Source organism: Erwinia sp. 1181_3 (assembly GCF_052824965.1).
Genome location: NZ_VTDE01000003.1, coordinates 185,537 through 209,707, shown reverse-complemented (window position 1 = coordinate 209,707; position 24,171 = coordinate 185,537). Strand labels below are relative to the sequence as shown.

General features: G+C 52.5%; 23 protein-coding genes and 1 pseudogene. 16 read left to right on the top strand and 8 right to left on the bottom strand.

Going from position 1 to position 24,171, the window contains the following annotated elements:
• The first annotated feature begins 85 nt into the window (after positions 1 to 85).
• From FY046_RS09330 to ppnP, 3 genes are all read left to right on the top strand, one after another.
• On the top strand, positions 86 to 877 hold the full coding sequence (locus tag FY046_RS09330) for an IclR family transcriptional regulator (protein ID WP_133846265.1): 792 nt from the start codon (positions 86 to 88) through the stop codon (positions 875 to 877).
• Positions 878 to 1,250: 373 nt separating this feature from the next.
• Positions 1,251 to 1,928 carry an AroM family protein gene (locus FY046_RS09325; protein WP_227535772.1) on the top strand — a complete coding sequence of 226 codons (678 nt, stop codon included), beginning with the start codon at positions 1,251 to 1,253 and terminating at the stop codon, positions 1,926 to 1,928.
• A gap of 100 nt (positions 1,929 to 2,028) precedes the next feature.
• Positions 2,029 to 2,319 carry a pyrimidine/purine nucleoside phosphorylase gene (gene ppnP, locus FY046_RS09320; protein ID WP_133846267.1) on the top strand — a complete coding sequence of 97 codons (291 nt, stop codon included), beginning with the start codon at positions 2,029 to 2,031 and terminating at the stop codon, positions 2,317 to 2,319.
• Positions 2,320 to 2,386: 67 nt separating this feature from the next.
• Here ppnP and rdgC read toward each other — a convergent pair whose 3' ends face one another.
• A complete protein-coding gene (gene rdgC / locus FY046_RS09315) occupies positions 2,387 to 3,298 on the bottom strand; it encodes a recombination-associated protein RdgC (RefSeq protein WP_133846268.1) in 912 nt (303 codons plus the stop codon).
• Positions 3,299 to 3,443: 145 nt separating this feature from the next.
• Here rdgC and mak point away from each other — a divergent pair, with 145 nt between their 5' ends.
• Positions 3,444 to 4,349: a fructokinase gene (mak, locus tag FY046_RS09310; RefSeq protein WP_446185993.1), complete on the top strand. Its 906-nt coding sequence runs from the start codon at positions 3,444 to 3,446 to the stop codon at positions 4,347 to 4,349.
• Positions 4,350 to 4,872: 523 nt separating this feature from the next.
• Positions 4,873 to 5,178: a hypothetical protein gene (locus FY046_RS09305; RefSeq protein ID WP_227535774.1), complete on the top strand. Its 306-nt coding sequence runs from the start codon at positions 4,873 to 4,875 to the stop codon at positions 5,176 to 5,178.
• A 15-nt stretch (positions 5,179 to 5,193) separates the two neighbouring features.
• Here the strand turns inward: FY046_RS09305 and FY046_RS09300 are convergent, their stop codons facing one another.
• Positions 5,194 to 6,417: a colicin-like pore-forming protein gene (locus tag FY046_RS09300; RefSeq protein WP_227535775.1), complete on the bottom strand. Its 1,224-nt coding sequence runs from the start codon at positions 6,415 to 6,417 to the stop codon at positions 5,194 to 5,196.
• Positions 6,418 to 7,097: 680 nt separating this feature from the next.
• On the opposite strand from FY046_RS09300, the gene FY046_RS09295 reads away from it, so the two are divergent.
• Positions 7,098 to 7,961: an IS110 family transposase gene (locus FY046_RS09295; protein WP_431022494.1), complete on the top strand. Its 864-nt coding sequence runs from the start codon at positions 7,098 to 7,100 to the stop codon at positions 7,959 to 7,961.
• Between the two features lie 279 nt (positions 7,962 to 8,240).
• On the opposite strand, the gene FY046_RS09290 is transcribed toward FY046_RS09295, so the two are convergent.
• A complete protein-coding gene (locus tag FY046_RS09290; RefSeq protein ID WP_227535778.1) occupies positions 8,241 to 8,705 on the bottom strand; it encodes a nuclear transport factor 2 family protein in 465 nt (154 codons plus the stop codon).
• Positions 8,706 to 8,802: 97 nt separating this feature from the next.
• Between FY046_RS09290 and FY046_RS09285 the strand changes: the two genes are divergently transcribed.
• Entirely contained in the window at positions 8,803 to 9,204 is a 402-nt protein-coding gene (locus FY046_RS09285) for a winged helix-turn-helix transcriptional regulator (protein ID WP_431022495.1), read from the top strand.
• A gap of 28 nt (positions 9,205 to 9,232) precedes the next feature.
• Here the strand turns inward: FY046_RS09285 and FY046_RS09280 are convergent, their stop codons facing one another.
• A complete protein-coding gene (locus tag FY046_RS09280; RefSeq protein WP_431022496.1) occupies positions 9,233 to 10,123 on the bottom strand; it encodes an AraC family transcriptional regulator in 891 nt (296 codons plus the stop codon).
• Positions 10,124 to 10,261: 138 nt separating this feature from the next.
• Between FY046_RS09280 and FY046_RS09275 the strand changes: the two genes are divergently transcribed.
• The 4 genes and pseudogenes from FY046_RS09275 to FY046_RS09260 all read left to right on the top strand — a co-directional run.
• Complete coding sequence (locus FY046_RS09275; protein ID WP_119825947.1) at positions 10,262 to 11,005, top strand: SDR family NAD(P)-dependent oxidoreductase; 744 nt, start codon at positions 10,262 to 10,264, stop codon at positions 11,003 to 11,005.
• Positions 11,006 to 11,020: 15 nt separating this feature from the next.
• Complete coding sequence (locus tag FY046_RS09270) at positions 11,021 to 11,422, top strand: VOC family protein (protein WP_058691281.1); 402 nt, start codon at positions 11,021 to 11,023, stop codon at positions 11,420 to 11,422.
• A 69-nt stretch (positions 11,423 to 11,491) separates the two neighbouring features.
• Positions 11,492 to 12,475 (top strand): saccharopine dehydrogenase family protein, encoded by a 984-nt coding sequence (locus FY046_RS09265; RefSeq protein ID WP_446185992.1) that lies wholly within the window; start codon positions 11,492 to 11,494, stop codon positions 12,473 to 12,475.
• 377 nt (positions 12,476 to 12,852) lie between these two features.
• Positions 12,853 to 13,145 (top strand): annotated as a pseudogene (locus FY046_RS09260) (DNA methyltransferase); the annotation flags it as partial.
• Between the two features lie 84 nt (positions 13,146 to 13,229).
• Here the strand turns inward: FY046_RS09260 and FY046_RS09255 are convergent.
• Positions 13,230 to 13,484 (bottom strand): hypothetical protein, encoded by a 255-nt coding sequence (locus FY046_RS09255; protein WP_431022498.1) that lies wholly within the window; start codon positions 13,482 to 13,484, stop codon positions 13,230 to 13,232.
• Positions 13,485 to 13,610: 126 nt separating this feature from the next.
• Positions 13,611 to 14,975: an ethanolamine permease gene (gene eat, locus FY046_RS09250; protein ID WP_133846270.1), complete on the bottom strand. Its 1,365-nt coding sequence runs from the start codon at positions 14,973 to 14,975 to the stop codon at positions 13,611 to 13,613.
• A gap of 284 nt (positions 14,976 to 15,259) precedes the next feature.
• Here eat and FY046_RS09245 point away from each other — a divergent pair, with 284 nt between their 5' ends.
• The 5 genes from FY046_RS09245 (at position 15,260) to FY046_RS09225 (ending at position 19,488) form a co-directional block, all read left to right on the top strand.
• Positions 15,260 to 16,264, top strand: coding sequence for a phosphotransferase enzyme family protein (locus tag FY046_RS09245; RefSeq protein ID WP_159337647.1), 1,005 nt, complete (start codon positions 15,260 to 15,262; stop codon positions 16,262 to 16,264).
• Positions 16,265 to 16,428: 164 nt separating this feature from the next.
• Positions 16,429 to 17,496 carry an AraC-like transcriptional regulator QhpR gene (gene qhpR, locus FY046_RS09240; protein ID WP_446185991.1) on the top strand — a complete coding sequence of 356 codons (1,068 nt, stop codon included), beginning with the start codon at positions 16,429 to 16,431 and terminating at the stop codon, positions 17,494 to 17,496.
• A 301-nt stretch (positions 17,497 to 17,797) separates the two neighbouring features.
• The gene (locus tag FY046_RS09235) at positions 17,798 to 18,472 is read left to right on the top strand and encodes a CsgG/HfaB family protein (RefSeq protein ID WP_133846273.1); all 675 of its coding nucleotides are present in this window, start codon (positions 17,798 to 17,800) and stop codon (positions 18,470 to 18,472) included.
• Between the two features lie 24 nt (positions 18,473 to 18,496).
• Entirely contained in the window at positions 18,497 to 18,841 is a 345-nt protein-coding gene (locus tag FY046_RS09230) for a DUF4810 domain-containing protein (protein ID WP_205945446.1), read from the top strand.
• Entirely contained in the window at positions 18,841 to 19,488 is a 648-nt protein-coding gene (locus FY046_RS09225; RefSeq protein WP_446185990.1) for a DUF799 domain-containing protein, read from the top strand. The genes FY046_RS09230 and FY046_RS09225 overlap by 1 nt, the downstream gene beginning before the upstream one ends.
• Before the next feature lie 47 nt (positions 19,489 to 19,535).
• Here the strand turns inward: FY046_RS09225 and FY046_RS09220 are convergent, their stop codons facing one another.
• Entirely contained in the window at positions 19,536 to 22,895 is a 3,360-nt protein-coding gene (locus tag FY046_RS09220) for an AAA family ATPase (RefSeq protein WP_446185989.1), read from the bottom strand.
• A complete protein-coding gene (sbcD, locus tag FY046_RS09215; RefSeq protein ID WP_167864059.1) occupies positions 22,892 to 24,115 on the bottom strand; it encodes an exonuclease subunit SbcD in 1,224 nt (407 codons plus the stop codon). Before sbcD ends, FY046_RS09220 begins: the two co-directional genes overlap by 4 nt.
• Positions 24,116 to 24,171 lie beyond the last annotated feature (56 nt).

The window sequence follows — 24,171 nt, the reverse complement described above, 5'->3', positions numbered from 1 at the left end:
AATGCTTGACCCTGATTCACCCTGGCCGTAGGTTTATCAAAACGGTAAAACAGGAACAGGAGTTCCTAATAGTGGAACAAAAGGTATGACCACCTTAGAGAATGCGACGGCGGTACTGAAACTTTTTAATCGAAGTGGAGTGAGCCAGGGCCAGCCAGGCCTGACGTTTACCGATATTGCCCAGGCGTTGGGGCTGCCGAAAAGCACCGTTTCGCGGCTGCTATCTACCATGGAAAGCGAAGGTCTGCTGGAGCGCGATCCCGATACCCGCTGCTTTCATGTCGGGCATATGCTGCTGACGCTGGCCAGTAACTATCTCTCCACGCCGCTGGTGGATGGTGCGTCATCAATGATGGCGAGGCTGGCTGCGGAATCCAGCTGTACGGGCTATATCTCCGTGCTGGAAGGGCGTGAGATTATGGTGATGCGCATGTTCCAGGGCCGAATGTTCATTCAGGTTGTTACTCCGCCAGGGAGCCGTCTGCCGGCGGCAGAAACGTCGGTTGGTCGGGCGATCCTCTCCCGTTATAGCGATGATTATGTCCGAAAACTTTATGCCGGAAGCTGGCAGGTGAACTCGCCGAATTCACCGCAGACGCTGGATGAATTGCTCACTGAACTGGCCAGTATTCGTCAACAAGGATGGGCGCTGGCCCGCAATGAAACCTTACAGGGGATCAGTGCGGTATCCACCACGATTACCAATAAACATCGGGGGGAAACGGTCGCACTTTGCCTGTCGTTTCCGTCTGAGCATCATGCGTCACCTTATTCTTCCTCCGCGCTGGACGCATTACAGATTGTGACGCGTGAGCTGGCGGGGAAATACGGTGACCGCGCAGGGCAGGGAGGCAATATGACCTCTGCCCTGCAGTAATTACCTCATCTCCTTTTCGGATATGAAGTACGCCTCCACCAGGGCACCTGCAGTACCACGTAGTGACATGATTATCTGAAACAGCCCGTCAGAGGCAGGATGATCATCCCCAGAAGGGGTCCCCTGATACCTCAGGGGATCTCTCTTTTTTGCCTGAAACTGACGTTGCTCAATGTGATCTAACCCCTGTTTCTGTGTGGGGTCGCACATTGATGAGATCAGGTTCAAGGATAATCAAAGGGTGTCGGGGGGTTACTGCTATTATTCAGTAGAGAATACCAAAGGCCATTGCGCCCTCGCCCCAGGGGGAGAGGTTAAGCAGCCGCCAAAGATTAAGCAGGATGATAGCCTGTTGTCAGTGGAACTATGCACTATGAAGCCATCTCTGGTTACTCTCTCTTGTGGGCAGTCTCCACGCACCGACATTCTGCCGCTGCTGCTGGAGCATCTTCCTGAAGAGCAAATCGTTCATGTCGGGCTGCTTGATGACCTGACGCATGCGCAAATTGAGCGGCAATATGCGCCCGACACAGGGGGCAAAATGCAGGTTATCCGGCTGAATGACGGTAGCCAGGTCTGCGTGTCGGCTGAGAAAATCACAACGGAATTGCAGCAGCGCATTCTGCTGTTAGAAGAGTGCGGGTACGACACTATCCTACTATTGTGTTCGGGTGACTGCGGCCCCCTTTACGCCAGTACCGCTGTGCTGCTGGAGCCTGACCGTCTGGTCCCTCCGCTGGTGAAGGCCATTGTTGGCGGGCATCAGGTCGGGATCGTGGTATCGGTTGCCGGGCAAATTCATGCTCAGAAGAATAAATGGAAAAACCTGAAGCATCCCCCCTGTTTTGCCGTTGCCAGCCCGTATCATGCCAATGATGAGCCGCTTATTGAGGCCGCATTATCATTACAGGAGCAAGGTGCCGATGTGGTGGTGCTGGACTGCATGGGCTATCACCCGCGTCATCGCGATTTTTTACAGGCACTTCTCGGTATTCCGGTTCTGTTGTCTAACATGCTGATTGCCCGTTTGGCGGCAGAACTGTTGGTATAAGTCACGATTGCAGTGCGTGGTACGCAATAGTGCGTGACAGCCTGTTAATTATGGCTCTACACTGCAAACTTACCTTTGTCTCTGATTTTAAGGAAATTATATGCTCAATGTTAGTGAGTATTTCGACGGTAAAGTGAAGTCGATTGGTTATGAGAGCGCCAGCACAGGTCGTGCCAGTGTGGGTGTGATGGCTGAAGGCGAGTACACTTTTGGTACGGCTCAGGCAGAAGAGATGACCGTGGTAAGTGGTTCCCTGAAAGTGTTACTGCCAGGGGAAGTTGAGTGGAAACTCTATCAGCCAGGCCAGATCTTTAACGTGCCGGGCCACAGTGAGTTTCATTTGCAGGTGGCTGAGCCTTCTGCGTATCTGTGCCGTTATCTGAAAGATTGATTTAAGCAGGGTCGGGCATGCCCGACCCCTACGTGTAGGGGCGACGCATGCGTCGCCCGCAACAGCATTAACGCTCTGCTTCGCCGCCTAACGCTTCCACAGTATTGCTGATTAACGCAGCCAGCTCGCCCGTCATCAGAATAAAGTCAGCATCAAAACGTCCTGTCACATCTTCCCGATCAATATCGTCGTTCTGTTCGCGCAGGATGTCTGAGAATTTGAGGCGCTTGATCGAACCATCATCAGACAAGATCATCTGAATACGTTCCTGCCAGTCGAGAGCCAGTTTCGTCACCAGTTTTCCGGCTTCGATATGGTTGGCGATCTCGTCGCACACCAGATCCTGTTTCTTGCAGCGGATCACGCCGCCATCTTCCAGAATCGCTTTCAGTTCAGCTTCATCCATCAGCGCAAATCCTGCCGGCAGTTCACCGGAACGCACCCATTCTGTCATCGTCAGTTCAATCGGGCTTTCCAGCGTCAGCGGCACCACGGGCAGTGAGCCGAGGCTTTTACGCAGCAGGGCGAGCGTATCTTCTGCTTTTTTCGCGCTGGCGCAGTCGACCATAATCAGATTGTTAACGGTGTCGATCCACACATAGGTCTGGCTGTAACGGCTGAAGGCGCGTGGCAACAGGCTGTGCAGCACTTCATCTTTCAGAGAGTCTTTTTCTGTTTTTTTCAGCTTGCGCGATTGCTCAGCTTCCAGTTTACTTATTTTCGCTTCCAGTGCTTGCTTGATCACCGGCGATGGCAGCATTTTCTCTTCTTTACGCGCACAAATCAGAATCTGACCGTTGGTGACGTGCGTCAGATCGTCGCTACGTGGACCAATGGGAGAAACCCAACCGGTCTTGGCCATATCCTGGCTACCGCAGGGGGTGAAAGAGAAGGCATCGAGCTGTTTTTCCATCTCGTCTGCTACCAGCGGAATGTCGCGATTAAGACGATAAACCATCAAATTTTTAAACCACAGCATGCTGCATTCCCTCTCCGGACGCGCAAAAGGCGCGCGAGTTCAAAGTCAGCGCGCATGATAGCGAATCGGCGGCGGGGTTTCATTGCCTTTCCGCACCGCTCCTTCTAAGGTAATAATCTCACCGTCAAATCATGAGGAATAACAAGTGCGTATCGGTATCGATTTAGGTGGCACGAAAACAGAAGTGATTGCCTTATCCGACCAGGGGGAGGAACTGTTCCGCTATCGCGTCCCCACGCCGCGTGACGACTATGAAAAAACCCTGGAAAACATTATCGGGTTAGTACGCCGCGCAGAAGAAGTGACGGGCCAGCAGGGCACAGTGGGGCTGGGGATCCCCGGTACGCTATCGCCTTATACCCGGCGAGTAAAAAATGCTAACTCCACCTGGCTCAACGGTCAGCCGCTGGATAAAGATTTACAGCAGCGACTGGGCCGTGAGGTGCGTATCGCCAATGATGCCAACTGCCTGGCGGTGTCTGAAGCCGTGGACGGTGCGGCCGCAGGCAAACAAACGGTGTTCGCGGTGATTATTGGCACCGGGTGCGGTGCGGGAGTCGCGCTGAATGGCCAGGCACACAGTGGTGGCAACGGCAATGCGGGGGAGTGGGGTCATAACCCGCTGCCGTGGATGGATGAAGATGAGCTGCGCTACCGGGAAGAGGTTCCCTGCTACTGCGGTAAGGCAGGCTGCATTGAAACCTTTATCTCCGGAACCGGGTTTGCCACGGATTACCAGCGCCTGAGCGGCGTGTCATTAAAAGGCGCGGATATTATGCAGCGGGTGGCACAACAGGACCCGGTGGCCGAATTGGCGATGAGCCGCTATGAACTGCGCCTGGCGAAGTCGCTGGCCCACGTGGTGAATATTCTTGATCCGGACATGATTGTGCTGGGAGGGGGAATGAGTAACGTCGAGCGGTTGTATCAGACGGTGCCGCTGCTGGTGAAAAACTGGGTGTTTGGCGGAGAGTTTGAAACGCCCATCCGGCAGGCTGTTCACGGTGATTCCAGCGGCGTGCGCGGTGCGGCCTGGTTGTGGCCGTTGTAACGGCGATGGCCAGGGCAACGTCAAGGGCGTTTCGCTTTCCCACTTCGTGGGCGAAGAGACCAAAGGGCGGCAGTCGCACCGACCTTTGGAATCCGCGCTTGCGACAGGCGCCACGCCCGTTTCACGGGTGCGGCCGGAAGTGAAACCAGCCCGTTTGTGGGAGATACCGTCGTACGGCAGCGCGCTGACCGCGCTTTTCTTAACCAGGTCATCCACGATCCGCAGACTGCGCTGGCAAGAGAAATGGCCCATTTCAAAATGATGATTGCCGCCGGTTTTTTACTGACATACAACGGGAAGAAACAAAAGCAGTGAACGAGAGATGGACGCTGAGAGCCTCCTGCTGAGTGACTGTGCTCCCCCGCTATTATGGTTAACTGACGCTTCCTCGCCCCGGCTGTTCGTTCCTCGCTTCGCTGCGGTACGCGTCAGCCGTTCCTGTGGCGAGCGAACGAGTTGATAATCTGATATGCTTATAACAATTATTGAAGGTTTTTTATTGGAATTTTTATTAAGGTGAAAAATGGATAATAAATTTTATGCAAAATATTTTTCATATTCTGCATTATTCTATATCTGTATTTACTTAATATTTCGGGTTTCAGGTGGTGAGTTAGATGATAATGTTTTAACTTACTTTCTTTGGGTTTCCGTAGTGAACTCCGTTTTTTTCCCTTTTGCTGTGTCTCTGGCTGAAGCTATCAGTATGAAATTAATAACGCATGCGTACTGGAATCGAGGTTTTGATCTGATATGCATCATTTTTTCAGTGCCAATGGGGTTGGTCTGGCTGGTCATTCGTATGAAAAAAAACACCCCGAAAAAGTAAGCGGGGTGTTGATTATCAGAACATGCTGTTAAATTTATTGATGAGTTCTTCATCAATAAGAGCGCTTGTCACCCCCATAATAACCGCAAATCCAATAAGCCCGATTGGAGTTGCGGCCACAAGACCAAAAGCAAAGGCAACCATTACACCTGCAACCCTGCTGGCGACAATGGTTTCAGCCTTGACGAAAAATGGTTTCCAGTCACCAGTCTTATTGGATTTATTCAACTCCAAAAGCAAATCTGTTGCGTCATTAACATTTCCAATAAATCCAAATACTTTACTGAATTTATTCATTTGTTTCGCTACGTCGCTATAACTTACTGATTCCAGAGCTTTAGTGACGGCAGCGCGGTCTGCTTTACTATACTTTTTATCAATGTCACCCTGATGTTTATTCCATGCTTCCAACGCTTCTGTAGCATTTTTTAATTTTTTACCTTTCGCAGCATCTTCCAATTCCTGCGAGATTTTTGACGCATTTTCACCATATTTACCAGTGACCTCTTTCAGAAACTCCGAGGATACTTTAATGGCTTCTTTAACATCATTATCCTCCGTTGCTTTGACTGTAACTTTTCGTAGTTCCCCGGATTTAACGTTTAGTGTTTCCTGAGCAGCATTGGACTTGTTGATCTGCGAAAGAAGCCGTTGTTTTGCATTGATTTCTTTTATAATTGGACCCGTTACATCCCTTTCCCATGCTTTATTGGTAACGCGTTGTAGCATTCTTAGAACAGCGTCATAATCATTGGGATGGACTTTTGTAAGGCCACACTCTTTGATTCCTTTTTTAATTGAAATGGCAGTCGCTTTCGAAATGGTTCCGAGTTTTTTTTCTGCCGCCACTCTTTGTGACTCTGCTTGATTAAACTCTTCGAGCGCTTTTTTTACTTCTAGTACAGAAGTCACGATACGGGGATCGCTTGAAACTGCCGAACTGGCATTGATTGAGTCATTTGCCGAATTGATACTGATTGCCGGATCCACGCTTCGGTTTTTTCGCGCAGTAGCAATATTTCCATCCGTTTCTTTACCTAATGCGGTTACAGAGTTATATGATACAAACTGCCCAGGTACGTAAGCAACCTGAACCCCTCCCCATCCTGCATAGCTCTCTCTGGGAAAAGCAGGTTCAGCACGATAAATACCTCCTCCAATTGGAGGGTTTTTAGGGAGCTGTTCCGCGCCGCCGGTAATAATAATATGTGGGATTGTATTGTTTCTTGCTTCGCTCATTGTTATCTCCATTTTTAAGGCGTTTAAATTATTACTCTGAACTTGAAATATATGATTTTGAATGGCATTAAATTATTTAAATAATTTATATCCTTCTCATATAGTGTTGTAGTTTGAAGGAGTCATGATAAGGCGTCATGGTGATGGTGTTTGTTAAGGGACTAGCAGACATATGTCATATTTTAAGGTCAAACTGTCTGCGTCAGAATTTGAGTTTTATTTTCGCGGTAAATTATTAATCAATAGAAAATATTCTAAAAAAAGATAAAGAAGTCGCTGCGCTCCGCTTCTAAGAAGTCGTACGTCCTGTGGCCGTAAGCCGGAGGGCATGGAGTGCCGTGCCCTCACTGTAGCTGAGCGGCTTCGCAAACAAGAGAAGCTTCGCGACATGCGTGTATGTTGAGCAAGCCTCATTAAACTGGCAATGCGATGCTGCTGCACGACCGGCCTGCTGGGTTTACAAGCCCGAGGGTGAGCTGAACAGCGCAGCATTTTTTCAGCACCAGCCCGAACAACTGCCTGGGCGGTTAATTCCAGCCCGAATTTTGCAAGATTGGGAGAACTGAAATGAACATGAAAGTCGTTGTGGGTGTAGATATAGCCAAGAACAATTTTGACGTGTGCGTCAGTGGATGTTCTGTCACATATCATTTTGAAAATTCTGCCAAAGGTTTAAGGAGTTGCTGGAATTAGTCAGCAGCCATGAAATCAGTTTATTCGTGGTTGAAGCAACAGGTAATTACCATAGAGCACTGGTAGATGCACTGGAACTGCATGGTTTCGACATTGCTGTCGTCAATCCCCGTTTGATAAAGAACTTCAGTCGTGCATTGGGACTTTGGTCAAAAATTGACGTGCAGGATGCCAGACTAATCTGTGAATATGGCATGCGTGTGGAACCGCCGGTCAGAGAGAAGCATGATAAGGAGCTGTTTAAGCTTAAAGCAATGGTCAGCCGCCGGCGTCAACTTGTCGCTAATCGCACAATGGAAACAAACCGACTCGAAGCACAAACAGAACAGGAGATTAAGACCGATATACGTCGCTACATCCAGTGGCTGACATCCGAAATAAAGCGCATCGACGAAGCTCTCGCTGAAAGGATTGGGAAAATCCCTGTACTGAAAGAGAAAGTGGAATTGCTCAGGGACTTGAAAGGGGGAGGGCCAGTTGTGATGGCGGCATTGCTTACTCAGGTGCCTGAATTAGGAAAGCTTGATCGACCTAAGATAAGTTCACTTATTGGACTATGCCCATACTCCAGGGATAGTGGGAGTTTCAGCGGGCGTAGAATGATATGGGGCGGTCGATCTGATATCCGTTCAAAGTTGTATATGGCTGTGCTTTCTGCTGTACGCTACAATCCCGAAATTAAAGCATTTTATGAAAATCTGACTACCAGAGGCAAAGTTTTCAAAGTTGCCATGACGGCATGTATGCGGAAGCTGATAACCATCATAAATGCAATAATCCGGGATGGTGAGAAAAAGCAGATCTCAGGGCAGGCAATCTTTACGCAGCGTCCTTGCCTCACTGAAAACTGATGCTATAAACGGGTAGTTGTATCTGATGCCGAGGTCAGTGGCTGATGTCTGCTCTGTGCCAGGAGCGCACATCAGAATGATTATATAGATATCAAAATCTATTGAAGTGGCCCTGATGGTGTCATTCACCTGGAATATGAAACATCCTTCTTTTCTTTTAACGATGGATGAATTAATGCTCCTTCATCCACCATTGTTTTAAGATAAGACACACACAATAAATATTTCAGTACATTTGCATATCTCAGAAATTCTGGTTATCCAATGTTCCGGTAAACCTTACACTCCTGCCAGCACTGTCGGGTCACCAGTCCTCCAGATATTATCAACTGTGACCCGGCATATGAACCAGCCGTCTTGTTGCTTTAAAAGTTCAACGTCATAACGATTTTTCATCAGATAATGGCGTGAGGGATCGGATTCAGGCAAGTGCTGTGCTTCCACAATCGCCTCCAGATATGCTTTATCTCCATCGATAGTTACACGTGGATTCGTCACTGAATGAGTGGTGACAATCGGCTTAAGCGAAGTCAGCAATGCATCAGCTATCGTTTCTTTACCCTCCAGGACAGGATATTCAAAACCCGCTTTAGCTCCCGCAGGGCGGAAGTCAGACACTGCATCTTCAGTAAAGGCCCCTTTAATTAACTCCGGGTCTTTGAGATCAATTCCTGCCGCATATCGGTAAAGCGAATCGACGATAGCAAGCTTGTTTGCAACATTTTCACTGAGTGATACTGACATAATTTGCTCCTTATGATTGGTGATTTATAAGGTATACTGTGGATACCTGATGTCAATTAGGCACCTTTTTTCACCCAGGTATACGGAGGTAAACTGTATGTCAGCAAACAACAGGGAAGCTCACAGGCCGGAGTATTACCCCGGTCATTCATGCGAGGACAAGGCTTCAGGCCGGTTATTACTGGATCAAATAACTGACAAGTGGTCTGTCTCAATCCTTTTCGCTCTGTGCAGCAAGCCATTGCGATTTAACGAGATAAAGCGGTGCATGGATGGCATTACCCAGAAGTCACTGACTCAATGCTTACGCCGTCTTGAACGAAACGGCATAATTGCCCGTCGCGTCATTCCATCGTCTCAGATTGCAGTTGAATACAGCATTACCGCTCTGGGGCGCACTCTGGAAGCGCCGTTTCAGGCGCTATTTAACTGGACCATTGAGTACAGTTCTGACGTGACACTTGCTCAGGCTGCGTTTGATGCCAGGACAACCGAATAAAATTCTGGCAGGCAATCTTCACATTGTGCTAATTGCGGGCATGGCTGAGGGATATTTTTTTCAAATCAGCTGAGGGCGGTAATCCAAATTGTCTTGCGTATTCCCGACTAAACTGAGTGTGGCTTTGATAGCCTACCGATAGCGCGACATTCATAATATTTTCGCCCGATGTGGCGAGCTTAAGCCGGGCATGCATCAGGCGAATTTGTTTCTGGTATTGCACGGGGCTTAAAGCCGTTATGGCGCGGAAGTGGCGGTGAAAAGCGGATACGCTAAGCGCTGCCATTTCAGCCAGATCCTCTACACGTATGGCTTGTGTGTAGTTTGTCTTAATCCAGTTGATCACCTTGTAAATCCTTGCAAGGTGGGTTTCAGGCATTGCGATCTCCCTTAGCATCCATCCAAGGGGGCCCTGTAGAACACGAAAAAGAATTTCCCGTTCATACGCCGGAGCCAGAGCGGCAATTTCATCGGGCTTTCTGATAAGGGACAGCATTCTAATCCATGCATCCAGTAATTCCCGGGTGACTGGCGCTACTGAAAATCCTGAATGATAGAGAGAAGCCTCACCAGTGCCGGGAATCTTGTCCAGCAGATCGGCAATAATTTCAGGCTTGGGCGTCAGGCTGACAGCCAGATAAGGTGCATTTGTAACGTTATCAGGGAACACATTTCCTACTGCGGGTAAGTCTACTGACATGACAAAATAAGTAGCTGGATTGTAGTTTAATGTCCTTCCGCCGACAGTCATGCTTTTTGAACCTGTCAGGATAAGATTAATCATAGGCTCATAAACCGCAGACAGGCGATGTTCAGGGATTACTCCCTGCACCATTGCAACTCGTGGAATGCCGGTTTCGGTACGCTGATTACCCGCGCCGGATGCGAGCTCTCGTAACTTCTGTAATTGTTTTTCCATCCCCAGATTGATATCACGTCGCTGTAAGCACAACAAGAGAAAGGCAGGATTAGGCAAATAGCGAAGAGGATCGCATCAGCCTTACGACCTGCAAAAGCGTAACCTCTGTTCAGTCAACACTTACTTGCAGAGGCTAATATGAAAAATGTTTTGATTACCGGCGGCAGCCGGGGCATCGGTGCAAGCACCGCCCTGAAATGTGCCCGGCTCGGGTATCGCGTCATACTGACCTGGAACAGCCAGTCTGAAGCTGCCACCCGTGTGGTGGAACGTATTGAGGCGGAAGGTGGCGAAGCCATCGCATTGCAGCTGGACGTCGGAAATACCGGTTCTTTCAGTCATTTTCGTGCTGAGCTTGAGCAGGTGATGAAATCCCGCTGGGAAGATGGCGGCCTGGATGGCCTTGTGAATAATGCCGGATATGGACTTTTTAACCCGATTGAAACCGTCACAGAGAACCAGTTCGACAGCCTGATGAATGTGCATCTGAAGGGACCTTTCTTTCTGACGCAGACGCTACTGCCCCTGCTGCGCCACGATGCGTGCATCATCAACATGACGAGCGCCACCACGCGAGTAGCCACTTCAGGCGTCGCCCCTTACGCTGCCTTTAAAGGCGGACTTGAAGTTCTGACCCGCTATATGGCTAAGGAGTTTGGGGAACGGAGGATCCGGGTAAATGCCGTCTCGCCAGGTGCAATCAGGACTGAACTGGGAGGAGGACTGAACGAGGAATTTGAAAATCTGCTTGCCTCCCAAACGGCACTGGGCCGGGTCGGTGAACCGGAGGAGGTAGCGCGCGTCATCGCCTCTTTACTTTCTTCCGATGGCGGCTGGATTAATGCTCAGACGATTGAAGTCGCGGGCGGATATAACATCTGATTTCAGGAGCACGCTATGCTTGACCATCTCTTTCTTTCCGTCAGTGACGTTGATCGTTCGGTCAGCTTCTATGAACGCGTATTACCTGAACTTGGTATCTCTGTCCGTCACGATTATGACGGTAAAGAGGGACCTGCCGGACATCCCGACCTTAAAGGATTTGGTTCTAACGGGAAAATATTCTTCTGGCTGCGTCAGGGAACGGTGTTTCCGGATGCCATCCACGTAGGCTTCGCAGGCGATTCCGAATCTGCTGTCAATCAGGCTTACGCAGCGGCCCTGTCGGCGGGTGCCACCGTGATTCATCCTCCCGGCCCACAACTTCATTATGATCCCCGCTATTACGCGGCCCAGGTCAGGGACCCCGACGGCTACAGCCTGGAATTTGTCTATAAAAGCTGGCAGCACGGTAAGTAAGACTGTGATGACGAATTCCTATCCGCTCATCTCCACAATGAATCCTTCAAATTCAGGTATAGAAACTTCATGAAAAGCATCATGATTTACGGCGCAACCGGTTACACAGGCGGTCTGATAACTGCTCATGCTCTGATTTGCGGCGTCCCGCTTATTTTAGCCGGACGAGACGAAAGAAAACTCGCCGCTATGGCCGCAGAGTTAGGTATCCCTTATCGGACCTTCTCTCTTGCAGATGTAGAAACAGTCAGTGCGGCGCTTAAGGATGTTGCCGTTGTGCTGAACTGTGCCGGCCCCTTTATGTATACGGCCAGTGCTTTGATGAGGGCGGCGGTTAACAGTAAAACCCATTATCTGGATGTTGCTGCTGAACCCGACAGCTACAGGCTTGCTGAGATCCTTGATGCTGATGCAGCGGCTGCAGGCGTCATGCTCTTACCGGGATGTGGTGGCAGCGTGGCCATGCTGGGTTGCCTTGCCGCCCATGCAGCAGAGCGGATATCTGCCCCGAAAAAAATCGCCCTTGCTTTGAATGTCGCCGGGCCGATGTCGCGAGGATCCGCCATCAGCGCGACTGAAAATCTCTCGCCGCAGTGTCTGAAACGCTCAAACGGCAGATTAATACCTCAGGAACCTACCCAAACAAGACGTTTTGATTTTGGCGTTGGACCCGTAGAGTGTTTCCCGGTAAGCCTACCAGACCTGACAACGATATGGATGTCTACAAACATTCCAGACATTGAGACTTTTGTGCATCTTAGCGGCACAGAATTTCCACAAGGGGATCTGTCACTTTTAGCGGATGGCCCAACAGAACAGGAACGCTTGGATAACCGATATCAGGCTGTGGCTGAGGTCGTCAATGCGAAGGGAGATGTTGTGCGGATGTTGCTCGAAACAGTGAATGGCTATAGTTTTACCGCCATGGCTGCAGTGGAGGCAGTGCGTAGAGTGCTGGCGGGGGAAGTAAAACCAGGTTTTCAGACGCCCGCAGATTTGTTTGGGAAACATTTCTCAGAAACCATCGCAGATACGCGGATCTCTGAGGTGTAAGTCCTCTGTCTGGTTGAGTTAAGGGGTCAATTAATGTTGGCCCATTTAAATGTCCTGTCTTCATATCCTAAACATTTTTGATGTACTTCTTATTCCTGAGCTTTAGCACTTCCAGGAACATTCATTGTTAAACGCCTGCCTCATAAGATTTTCAGCGTCTGCTGATCGCTCAAAGCGGACACCTATCGTTTACCCTCGCTGCGCATTTATTATCCCTCTTCTTGGTTGACTACAAACACAACTGCTCACCCGTTCCCCACCGTTCTCGGGACATTCAGTCCGCTCCGGCGGCGCGTGCGGCTTGCGTATCCGCCCCTGTTTACTCAGCTGGCCGCTCGTCTGTGTGGAGGTCACGGTACCAGAGAGAGGGTGCGCGCATGTCACGTTTCATTCAGGGTAACTGCATCCAGATTATGTCCGGCTTTCCCGATAAGGCCGTGGATTTCATTCTCACCGATCCGCCGTATCTCGTTGATTTCCGCGACCGCGCTGGCCGGTCACCAGCCTGCAACCCCTGATTGAGTCCTTCACGCACCCGGGTGCCATCATTTCCGACCCGTTTGCCGGATCCGGATCGACCTGCGTCGCCTCACTCCAGTCCGGACGTCGCTATATCGGCATCGAGCTGCTGGAGCAGTACCACCGCGCAGGGCGACAGCGACTGGCTGCCGGAGGCCGCATGACGAATTACGCTGGGCTGGAACCGCTGCGCGAAGACGTGGTGAAGCTGGCAAACGACATATACGAGCTGCTTTCAAGGCTGAAAGCCCTGGAATCGTAAAAGCACCAAGATTCTGAAACGCTTGCGGAGAGGCTTGCCCGGAATGCGTTCTGCCGCATCATAGACCTGTACATGAAGGCGTACCGCGAGGCACTTGCTCTGGATGCCTGCTTTAAAGACTGACTGAAACGGCCGGGACCGCCCGGCCTGATAACGATAAACGAAGAATGCTGATGTACGGAACCCGAAAAGATCAAACGCGAATGCGCCGAGCTGGTACTCGATCATGGCTATACCGTTACACAGGCATGTAAGGCAACCGATCTGGGACCGACAGCGCTCCGGCCCTGGGGCGCTCAGCCCGCGTAGCGGCAAAGCGAAACGCCCTTGACCTGGATGTTGCCCATGCAACGGCTATTCGCCATGCAGCATCGCATCATGTGGTGCGTTGTCACGCTGGCTTTTGGTCATCAGGAACCACAGGTAACCTGCCAGCATCAGCGCCACAAACAGCACACCGATAAGGGCGTTAAACCACAGCATCGCAATCAGACACACCACAGCCAGTACCAGCGCAATCGCGGGAACGATCGGGTAACCTGGTGCGCGGAAGGTGCGATCCAGCTCCGGGGCAGTGCGGCGCAGACGGAACAGGCTCAGCATACTCATGATGTACATCACGATGGCACCAAATACCGCCATGGTGATCATCGCTGCGGTCAGTGACATGCCCTGCAGGTTGATCCAGCTGTCGCTAAAGATAGCGGCGATGCCGATCACGCCACCCGCAATAATGGCACGGTGAGGGGTTTGAAAACGTGACAGCTTCGCCAGGCCCGCAGGCAGATAGCCAGCGCGAGACAGAGCGAAGAACTGGCGTGAGTAGCCGAGGATAATACCGTGGAAACTGGCAATCAGACCGAACAGACCGATCCACACCAGCATGTGCATCCAGTTAGAGTGTTCACCCACGATCATTTTCATTGCCTGCGGTAGCGGATCGTTAATGTTAGACAGTACGCGCCAGTCTCCAGCCCCCCCGGCCATCAGCATCACCCCGAGGGCCAGCACCACCAGCGTCAGGATCCCGGCAATATAGGCACGCGGGATCGTACGTTTCGGATCTTTCGCTTCTTCTGCTGCCATCGCTGCGCCTTCAATGGCGAGGAAGAACCAGATGGCAAATGGGATCGCGGCAAAGATACCTGACAGTGCCGGCATGCCGAAGTGTTCACCGCCTGCCCAGCCGTTAGCGGCAAAGTTGGCAATACTGAAGCCCGGTGCGACCACGCCCATAAACACCAGCAGTTCGAACACCGCCAGTACGGTGACCACTAACTCAAACATCGCCGCCAGTTTCACCCCCAGAATATTCAACGTCATAAAGACAATATAGGCACCCACCGCTGCGTACTTCGGGTTGAGTTCCGGGTACTGAACGTTGAGATAGGCACCGATGGCCATCGCAATCGCCGGAGGAGCAAAGACGAATTCAATCAGCGTGGCCATACCGGCAATCAGGCCGCCGGTCTCACCAAATGCACGACGGCTGTAGGCAAACGGGCCACCCGCATGTGGAATCGCGGTGGTCAGCTCGGTAAAGCTGAAGATAAAACAGGTATACATGGTGGCGATCATTAGCGTTGTCAGCAAAAAGCCGAGTGTTCCCGCCACGCCCCAGCCGTAGCTCCAGCCAAAATATTCCCCTGAAATGACCAAACCGACTGCAATGCCCCACAAATGTATGGTGCCCAGCGTGGGCTTTAATTTCGTTGTCATGTCGTTATCCCCGTGAGTGTGTTTCCCCTTCATCCCCTACGCCGCAGATGTTTGTGGCGTAGAGGCGGTTGGAGAGCGTTATTCGATAATGCCGTTGCCCGTTGGGGGAAACTTGACGCGGGCATGATGATTTTTGTGCTCGCGGGTCAACTCACTCGCAAAAAAAGTGCCAGGTGTACGCTGCGGTCAAAACAGGGTCGTCTGCTGTCAAGCCGGAAGAGGGCAAGCGATAGGATGCTGTCAGGCAAAGAAGCACTGCCTGAAACTGACTCCGGAGCCAGACTATGACCGCAAAACAATATGACACCCTGAACAATACCGCACTGCTGCGCCTCGCCGAAATGACACTGTTGCGCTATCCGGCAGCGTTACAGGGCAAACTTAGCCTGCTGTGCCGTTCAGAAAACGCGACCTTTTTACTCGAAGCGGGTGGCAAACGTTATGCCTTGCGCCTGCACCGGGCGGATTATCACCAGCGTGCCGATATTGAAAGTGAGTTGCAGTGGCTGGATGCCCTACGTGAAACCGGCATTGATGTGCCGCAGGCGGTCGTCGATCGTGAAGGACAACGCGTACAAACGCTGATGCTGGAGGAGGGTTCGGTACGTCATGCCGTGCTGTTCCACTGGATCGAGGGGGAGATGCCGGGGACCGATGTTGATCCGCGTGCCTTTCAGCAACTGGGGAATATTACCGCTCGCCTGCATCAGCACAGCCGCAGATGGCAGCGCCCGGCGGGTTTTCAGCGTATCATCTGGGATCATCACACCATGGTCAGCCCGCAAAGCCATTGGGGCGACTGGCGCGATGCGCCGAATTTGCGCGTCCAGGATCACGGCATTGTGGAGGAGACGATCGCGCGAGTGGGAGCGACGCTGGCAGAGTTCGGCAAGGAGCCCCGCAACTACGGGCTGATCCACGCCGATCTGCGACTGACGAATCTGCTGCTGTATAAAGGCGAAACCCGGGTGATCGATTTTGATGACTGCGGTTTCGGCTGGTATCTGCACGATCTGGCGGCGGCGATCAGTTTTGTCGAGCACCATCCGCGTGCCGCAGAATGGGTTGAACACTGGATCCGGGGCTACGAGCAGGTTGCACATATCACCGATGCTGAGATGGAAAGGATACCCGCGCTACTGATCCAGCGCCGGATCCAGCTGCTGGCCTGGGCGGGATCGCATGCGGAAACGGAGATGGCGCAAAGTCTTGGGCCACAGTGGGCGGATCATTCTGTGCGTTTGTGCCACCGCTACCTGGAGACGCGCGATCTGCCTGTTGGCGTATAACCCTCATGTTACTGCACTGTGGACGGGCAACGCTGCGCCTCCACAGTGCTTATTCGCACTGAGCCGTAGGCTAACACGCTGATTTTGTCCGATGTTGTGGTTGGTACGCAATTTGCTGTGTAAAGAGGAGTAAAGAGCCCACACCGCAGCAGGAGGCATTAATCATGTTACCCAACCCATTGGCCCGTTCAGAAACCAGCCATGTTCTGCACAGTGCCAGCGCCTGCAATCGTGGGGTCCTGGCTGCTGCTGCCAGTGGACTGAGCGAGTTTATCTGCCACAGCGGCGGTGACGTTGATCGAATTTTTGGCGTCAGCGGTATCGACCCGGAGTTGCTGGCACAGCCCACGCTCAGTCTGGGCTTAATCAACTATTGCCGGGTGATGGAAGAAGCGGCACGGTATTCAGGTTGTGATAACTTCGGTTTACATTACGGCAGGCAGTTTAAACCGCAGTCATTAGGTCTGATTGGCTACATCGGTCTGTGCAGCGCCACGCTGGAACAGGCACTGCACAATGTGGCGAATGCGTTTCCGTGGCACCAGCACGATACGCTGACGCGGCTGGTGGATAAGGGGGACTGCTGGCGGCTGGATTATCAGGTGCGTCACGGTGCTATCCTCTGCCGTCGCCAGGATGCGGAACTCACGCTCGGCATGTTCCTTAACCTGATCCGCCATGTGGCAGGAAAAAACTGGGCGCCGCGTGAGGTGCATTTCGAACACCCACGTCCCTCACAATGGCATGAGCACTGTAAAGTGTTCGATGCCCCTGTCTATTTCGATCAACCTTTCAACTCCTTACTGATCCCGAAACGCGATTTGCTCCGTGCGATGCCGGACAGCGATCCCTTATTACTGAGCGTAATGCAGGATGCTATCCAGCGTCTGAACAGCAGTACGCCGCAGCAGAATATCGTCGATCAGGCGCGGGCGCAGGTTCATCTGGTGATCCTGCAAGGGGACCCTGTACTGGATGATGTGGCGGAAAAAATGGGGTTGTCGAGCTGGTCATTACAGCGACGCCTGCGCGAGGAAGGGCTGAGTTTTACCACGCTGGTGGATAACGTACGCTGCGAAATGGCGAAACACTATTTGCAGCAGCGTCAGCTGCCGATTTCCGAAATGGCCCTGTTATTGGGATATTCTGAGGTCAGTGCATTCTCCCGTGCCTTTCGTCGCTGGTTTGGCATCAGCCCACGTCAGTGGCGACAGGATGAGCTGACAGGATGAGCCATCGTATGAGGTCACGAGTAAGGTATCACTGAAGGCTCGGATAATCCTTATATTTGCATCAAGATGACGTGGCTTATTTTAGTTAAATGACTATGATTCACATCCCCCATGTGATTTGTTACCGTGATAAATTAAAATAATTAAACATTTCAGTTTATTTTTATAATTTCTCTGTGGTAGTCTTCCGTGCCAAAGGCGTCCTGCCTTTATTTTATAATAACCCGTGCTGATTATATTCTGGATATTCATTCCGGATCAGGGTTTTTATTTGAGTTATGAATTCATTCAGGGATATGAAATGAAATCCAAATGCCTTGTTGTTTTAACCTTATTAAGCGCGTCGGTGATCACCGGCTGCGCGACGGAATCCTCACGTTCTATTGAAGCCCCTCAGGTTGCAGCTGCGACTCAGCCACACTATCAGGGCGTAAAAAGCCCGATTGCTGTCGGTAAGTTTGATAACCGCTCTGCGTATATGAATGGCATATTTTCTGACGGTGTCGATCGGTTAGGTAACCAGTCGAAAACCATCCTGATTACCCATTTGCAGCAGACTGGCCGTTTTAATGTGCTGGACCGCGCTAACCTTGATGAGCTGAAAGCCGAAGCGCAGTACAAAGGCAGCCAGCAGTCCATTACAGGTGCCAACTATGTTATCACCGGCGATATTACCGAGTTTGGTCGTAAAGAAGTGGGCGACCAGCAGCTGTGGGGCATTCTTGGCCGCGGTAAGTCTCAGGTCGCCTATGCCAAAGTGAACCTGAATGTGGTGGATGTCACCACCTCAGAAGTGGTGTATTCCGTTCAGGGCGCAGGTGAATACACTCTGTCTAATCGCGAAGTGATTGGCTTTGGTGGTACCGCCAGCTATGACTCCACGCTGAATGGTAAAGTGATGGATTTAGCGGTACGCGAAGCAGTGAATCATCTGGTGAATGGAATCGAATCTGGCGCATGGCGTCCGGTTAAATAAAATAATAAGGAATTAACAGTGAAGATGATTAACGTTGTCTGCGTGGCTGCCGCCGCGCTGCTAATGACGGCCTGTGCCCAAAAAAAAGAAACGGTCTATTACTGGGGGGATTACCAGTCCTCACTTTATAGCTATTACAAACGTGACAAATCACCTGAACAACAGATTGAATCGCTGAACGCGGTGGTTGAGCAGGCGAAAGCAAAAAATAAACCCGTACCTCCTGGCTTGCATGCCCAGATAGGATTGCTATATGTGGAAACCAGCCGTCCAGACCTGGCTTTTCAGCAGTTCAATGCCGAAAAATCACAGTTCCCGGAATCAGCCGCTTATATGGATTTTCTGATGCGCAATAAGGACAAGAAATAATGAAATTACGGATCTTTATTGCCGCAGCTGTGGCGCTGGTACTGAGTGGTTGTGCTAAACAGACGCCTTATGACTATACGGCTTTTCGTGCCAGCAAACCTACCTCGATTGTGGTGTTGCCTGCGAAGAACAGCAGCCCGGATATTCAGGCTGCCCACAGTCTGGTGTCGGTGATAACCGCGCCGCTGGCCGAGTCCGGTTATTATGTGTTCCCGGTGGCGGTGGTAGATAAAACCTTTGAGCAGAACGGCCTGGCCAGTGCCGATGATGCTCAGGGTGTCAGCACCGCTAAACTACAGGAGATTTTCCATGCTGATGCGGCGCTGTATGTTGAAGTGATCAGCTACGGCACCCAATATAGGGTCGTGGACAGTGCGACTCAGGTCAGCGCAGTAGCACGTCTGGTTGACCTGCGTACCGGTAAACAGATCTGGGCGGGTAAAGGCTTTGCGTCCGATGCTCAGGACAACAGTAACAACGGCCTGGTGGGCATGTTGATAACGGCAGCGGTGAAGCAAATCTCCAACAATATGACCGACAAAAGTCATGATATAGCGATTATTGCCGGGAGCACGATGCTCTCTGCCGATGGTCGCAACGGCAGTATCCTGCCAGGGCCGCGCGCCAAAGTGAAAACGGCGTTATAACGCTGATGCAAACAGGGGCGATCGCAGAGGATCGCCCCTGTTTGCTGCTATTGCCCCGGTGTTTCCAGTCTGCTGTAACCCAGTCCGTTAATCTTTTTCACCTTTATCTGCACCGGAATACGTTCCTTCATTGCCTCAACGTGGCTGATTACCCCAATCGTTTTGCCACTGGCATTGAGCGCATCCAGCGCATCAAGCGCACTGTCGAGTGTTTCCGCATCCAGCGTGCCAAAGCCTTCATCCAGGAACAGTGACTCAATACGGGTTTTATGGCTGACCAGATCGGAAAGGGCCAGCGCCAGCGCCAGACTGACAAGGAAGCTTTCGCCGCCGGACAGCGTGCGGGTATCACGCTGTGCGTCAGCCTGCCAGGTATCAACAACCTGAAGCTCTAACGCTTCCTGCGATTTGCGCTGCAACAGATAGCGACCGTGCAGACGGTTAAGCTGATTGTTGGCCAGCCACACCAGATGATCTAACGTCAGCCCCTGGGCAAAGCGGCGGAATTTATCCCCTTCTTTGGAACCGATAAGCTGATTGAGGTAGCTCCAGTCTTCCAGCTGCTGTTCGTTAGCGGCGATCTCAGCCAGCAATGTCTGCTGTTGTGTGCGCCGTTCGCTGTCATCTCGCAGCTGCTGACGTAGCTGACCCTGCTGGCTGGCCAGCTCGCGCAGTTGCTGATTTAACTCACTCAGCTGGCTTTCCAGTAGTATCCGTTGTGCAGGCAGGTCATCAAAATGGCCTGATTGGTTCACCATTTCGTCTAATTGCGATTGTAGATTAATCAACTGCTCATTTAGTGATTTATGCTGTCCGGTCAGGGTATTTATCCTGTCCTGCTGCTGTTGCCACGCAGTCTGCGCCTGGCGAACGGCCTGCGCATGCTGTTCCGTCTCTGTTCGCAGCTGCTGCTGTGCAGTCGTAACGTCGCGATCGCCAAACAATGCCTGGCGCTGCTGCTGGCAGTGCTTCAGCGTTTCCTGCTGTTGTTGCAGACGCTGGTCGAGCTGAGCCAGGCGTGCCTGTTGTTGTTGTAACTCTTCTTCCAGCGCCTGTTGGCGGCTGGAGAGTGTCGCCAGTTCAGGGACCAGCGCAGCCAGCGCCTCGCTGTTGCTGCGCCACTGTTGCCACTCCGTTTCGCGCAGCTGCAACCAGCGCTGGTAATCACCATCCTGCGGCAGTGTCAGCCCCAGCGGTGCAACCCCTTCTGCCAGCTTGATGCGCAACTGTTGTGCGCGCTGTTCATCCAGGGTGAGCTGTTGCTGCTGTTCGCTCTGCGTCTGCGTGGCGGCAGTAAACTGCTGCTGCTGAAGCTGGATCTGCTGTTGCAGGGCCTGCCAGGCCTGCTGATGCTGATACAGCGCCTCTTTTTGCTGCTGGCAGTGGCGCAACGCTTGCTCCAGCTGCTGTAACTGCTGCTGCTTTGCCGTTTCCTGCTCATCCTGCTGTGCCAGCCAGTCGCTGGTCTTTTGATCCTGCTGCGGGCTGAGTGACAGCGCCAGGGCGGCGGTGGCGGACTGCCATTGCTGCTCCAGTTGCTGCATCTGACGGTTCAGTTCGGCCTCTTCCTGCAACTGGCGCTCATCCTGCTGTTGCGCCTGTTTAAGCTGCGCGGCGCAGGTACTGCCCTGATCTTTAAGCTGTTCAACATCACGCTTTAATGCGTCCAGCCGCTGCTGATTTTCCGACAGCTGTAACGCCTGATACTGCTGTACGGCCGGATGGTTTTCTGAACCGCACAGCGGGCAGGGCTGGCCCGCTTCCAGCTGTGCCCGGTGCTGTTCCAGATCGGCAATACGCCGCTCCAGCTCACAGCGCTTTTCCAGGTCCTGCTGATGTTGATATTTCTCTTTCCAGCTGGCCCGCAGGGTAAGTAACTGCTCACTGTTTTGCTGGATCTGTTGCGTTAGCGTTTGGCGCTCCTGCTGTAAGCGCGTGAGGCGTATGTTCAACTGCTGCCACTGCGGGAGCAGGGTGGCCAGCAATAACCGCTGCGGGCGCTGGCGGGCAAATTGCTCCAGTGCGGCGCGCAGCGTCTCTTCGGGGTGCAGCTGTTGTAGCGAGGCCAGCTGTTGCTGCACTTGATCGAGGCTGGTCTGTGCGGCGGCCAGCTGCTGCTGTAACGGGGCCTGCTGCTGCTGGAGCTGCTGGCTGGACTGCTCACACTCCTGTACCTGGCGCTGCTGGGCCTGGAGTCGCAAGCGTTGTGCGGTCAGTGACTGCTCACTATCCTGCTGCTGGCTAAAGCGTTCACGCCACAGCGGCAGATGCTCGCCATAGTGCGTATACGACGGATGTGCCTCACGCCAGGTGCTTAACTGCTGCTGTTGCGCCTGTTTTTCCTGTTGAGTCTGCTGGTTTTTAGCGCTTTCCTGCTGGCGCGTGGTGAGTGCAAGTTGGTGTTCACTTCGCTCACGCTCCAGCTGCTGTTGCTGTTCGCGCAATGTGGCCAGTTGCAAATCAAGCGGCAGGACCTGTTCGGCGATCAGGGTTTCCTGTTGCAAACGCAGCGTCTGGTGTTGCGCCTGCGCCTGCACGATCTGCTCTTGCTGCTGCGTGGCCAGAACCAGCGCCTGCTGTGCCTGCTCCTGCTGTTGATCCAGCTGCTGCGCGCTGACGGTCAGCTGTTGCTGCTCCCGTTGCAAGCGTTCAATCTGTTGCAGTTCCTGACTTTTTTTCAGTTGGATCTGCTGTTGTGAAGTAAGCACCTGCTCCTGCTCCACACTTTGTGCCAGCTGGCTGTTAAGGAGGGCGCACTGCTCTTCGGTGAGCAAACTCATACCGCTGGACTGGGCGCGCAGGGTATCCAGCGTCACCTTCGCCTGTTTATGGCGATCAAACACCGCCGCCGACAGTCGACCGTATATTTCGGTGCCGGTCAGCTCTTCCAGTAGCTCGGCACGTTTATTGGCATCGGCATTGAGGAACGCGGCAAACTGCCCTTGTGACAGCATCATCGATTTGGTGAAGCGTTCGAAGTCCAGCCCGGTCAGGCTGGCTACCCTCTCCAGCTTATCTTTGACCTTGTCGGCCACGATGTGATTATCGCTACAGCGTGCCAGCTCAACCCGCGGTGCCTGCAGGTTACCATCGGCAGCACCGCGTGCGCGGCTCTGGCTCCAGAAGGCGCGCCAGGCAACGCCTTTCACCTCAAATTCGACTTCTGCCAGACACTCGGCGGTGTCACGGGTCATCAGATCATTTTGCGACTGAGTGATGCCTTTCAGGCGCGGTGTTTCGTGATACAACGCGAGGCAGATGGCATCCAGCAGGGTGGTTTTACCTGCGCCCGTCGGGCCGGTAATAGCGAACAGGCCGTTGCTGGCAAAAGGTTCTGCGGTGAAGTCGATTTTCCACTCACCCTTCAGCGAGTTGAGGTTTTTAAAGCGCAGCGTCAGAATTTTCATGATGGCTGCTCCTCATGGCGAACGGCTTCCAGCGTTTGAGCAAACAGCACTCTGGCGCGTTCCAGCCGTTCAGGTTCCTCGGCCTCCAGCGCCAGACGGCGGGAAAACACCTCTTCAACACTCAATTCATTCAGCGTTTCATTGTTCTGTCGGGCGATCACCTGTTCGCGCTGTTCGCGGCTGCGACGCAGCAGCACCACTTCTACGGGCAGGGATTCGGTCAGCTCCTGGATACGGCGCTGTAACTCACTGAGGTAAGCATCGGTGACGATTTCAATGTCCAGCCAGATGGTGCCACCCTGTGGATCGGCCGTGAGAGCCGCCAACTGCTGCTCAATCTGTTCCAGAGAGCCTTTGATCATCTGCATTGGCTGGAATAACGGGATCGGTAAGGCTTCGACCGCGCTGAGTTTGCCGTTGCTGAAGTCGACCTGAAACACGCTTTTGGCTTTACCCAGCTCATCAAAACTGAGCGGGATCGGCGAGCCGCTGTAGCGAATATGATCGCTATCGGCAATGCGCTGAGCGCGATGGATATGCCCCAGGGCGATATAGTCCGCAGGGGGAAAACAATCGGCGGGGAAGGCATCCAGCGTGCCGATATAGATATCACGCACCGCATCGCTTTTGGTCACGCCCATCGTTGTCAGATGGCCGGTGGCAATAATGGGTAGCGGCAGGCCCAGCGCATCACGTTGTTTCAGCGCTTCCTGCCAGCACTGCTGATAGTGTTCAGTTATGGCTTCCAGCAGGCTTTGCTGCTTTTCACGCCCTGACTGCCCGCTCTGGCTGCGCAGAATATCGCGCGGGCGCAAAAATGGAATGGCGCACAGCAGTGCTCCTGGCTGGCCATCGCGGCGATTAAGAACCAGAACCTGTTGACGAACATCGTCGCAGGCGGCGGCGATCACCCGAGTGTTCAGGCAGGCCAGCAGCTCGCGGGATTCATTCAGCATGGCGACTGAATCGTGATTGCCGCCCAGTACCACCAGTTGACAGCCGGTCTGCTGCAGATTGACCACGAAGCGGTTATACAGCTCACGCGCGTAGCTCGGCGGAGAGCCAGTATCAAAGATATCGCCTGCCACAATAATCGCATCCGCCTGCTGTGCTTCTGCGTTCACCAGCAGCCAGTCAAGAAATGCCTGGTGCTCGGCTGCCCGGCTTTTGGTGTAGAAAAACTGGCCAAGATGCCAGTCGGCAGTATGAATGATGCGCATGGGGGTCCTTTCATGGCAGAAAGCGTGGGGAGTATTATACCTGTCCTGCATCCCGA

Excerpts from the sequence above, each read along its gene's own strand:
- FY046_RS09330 (WP_133846265.1), top strand. The coding sequence starts at position 86 with ATGACCACCTTAGAGAATGCGACGGCGGTACTGAAACTTTTTAATCGA.
- FY046_RS09325 (WP_227535772.1), top strand. The coding sequence starts at position 1,251 with ATGAAGCCATCTCTGGTTACTCTCTCTTGTGGGCAGTCTCCACGCACC.
- ppnP (WP_133846267.1), top strand. The coding sequence starts at position 2,029 with ATGCTCAATGTTAGTGAGTATTTCGACGGTAAAGTGAAGTCGATTGGT.
- rdgC (WP_133846268.1), bottom strand. The coding sequence starts at position 3,298 with ATGCTGTGGTTTAAAAATTTGATGGTTTATCGTCTTAATCGCGACATT.
- FY046_RS09305 (WP_227535774.1), top strand. The coding sequence starts at position 4,873 with ATGGATAATAAATTTTATGCAAAATATTTTTCATATTCTGCATTATTC.
- FY046_RS09300 (WP_227535775.1), bottom strand. The coding sequence starts at position 6,417 with ATGAGCGAAGCAAGAAACAATACAATCCCACATATTATTATTACCGGC.
- FY046_RS09290 (WP_227535778.1), bottom strand. The coding sequence starts at position 8,705 with ATGTCAGTATCACTCAGTGAAAATGTTGCAAACAAGCTTGCTATCGTC.
- FY046_RS09285 (WP_431022495.1), top strand. The coding sequence starts at position 8,803 with ATGTCAGCAAACAACAGGGAAGCTCACAGGCCGGAGTATTACCCCGGT.
- FY046_RS09280 (WP_431022496.1), bottom strand. The coding sequence starts at position 10,123 with ATGGAAAAACAATTACAGAAGTTACGAGAGCTCGCATCCGGCGCGGGT.
- FY046_RS09275 (WP_119825947.1), top strand. The coding sequence starts at position 10,262 with ATGAAAAATGTTTTGATTACCGGCGGCAGCCGGGGCATCGGTGCAAGC.
- FY046_RS09270 (WP_058691281.1), top strand. The coding sequence starts at position 11,021 with ATGCTTGACCATCTCTTTCTTTCCGTCAGTGACGTTGATCGTTCGGTC.
- FY046_RS09265 (WP_446185992.1), top strand. The coding sequence starts at position 11,492 with ATGAAAAGCATCATGATTTACGGCGCAACCGGTTACACAGGCGGTCTG.
- FY046_RS09255 (WP_431022498.1), bottom strand. The coding sequence starts at position 13,484 with ATGATCGAGTACCAGCTCGGCGCATTCGCGTTTGATCTTTTCGGGTTC.
- eat (WP_133846270.1), bottom strand. The coding sequence starts at position 14,975 with ATGACAACGAAATTAAAGCCCACGCTGGGCACCATACATTTGTGGGGC.
- FY046_RS09245 (WP_159337647.1), top strand. The coding sequence starts at position 15,260 with ATGACCGCAAAACAATATGACACCCTGAACAATACCGCACTGCTGCGC.
- qhpR (WP_446185991.1), top strand. The coding sequence starts at position 16,429 with ATGTTACCCAACCCATTGGCCCGTTCAGAAACCAGCCATGTTCTGCAC.
- FY046_RS09235 (WP_133846273.1), top strand. The coding sequence starts at position 17,798 with ATGAAATCCAAATGCCTTGTTGTTTTAACCTTATTAAGCGCGTCGGTG.
- FY046_RS09230 (WP_205945446.1), top strand. The coding sequence starts at position 18,497 with ATGATTAACGTTGTCTGCGTGGCTGCCGCCGCGCTGCTAATGACGGCC.
- FY046_RS09225 (WP_446185990.1), top strand. The coding sequence starts at position 18,841 with ATGAAATTACGGATCTTTATTGCCGCAGCTGTGGCGCTGGTACTGAGT.
- FY046_RS09220 (WP_446185989.1), bottom strand. The coding sequence starts at position 22,895 with ATGAAAATTCTGACGCTGCGCTTTAAAAACCTCAACTCGCTGAAGGGT.
- sbcD (WP_167864059.1), bottom strand. The coding sequence starts at position 24,115 with ATGCGCATCATTCATACTGCCGACTGGCATCTTGGCCAGTTTTTCTAC.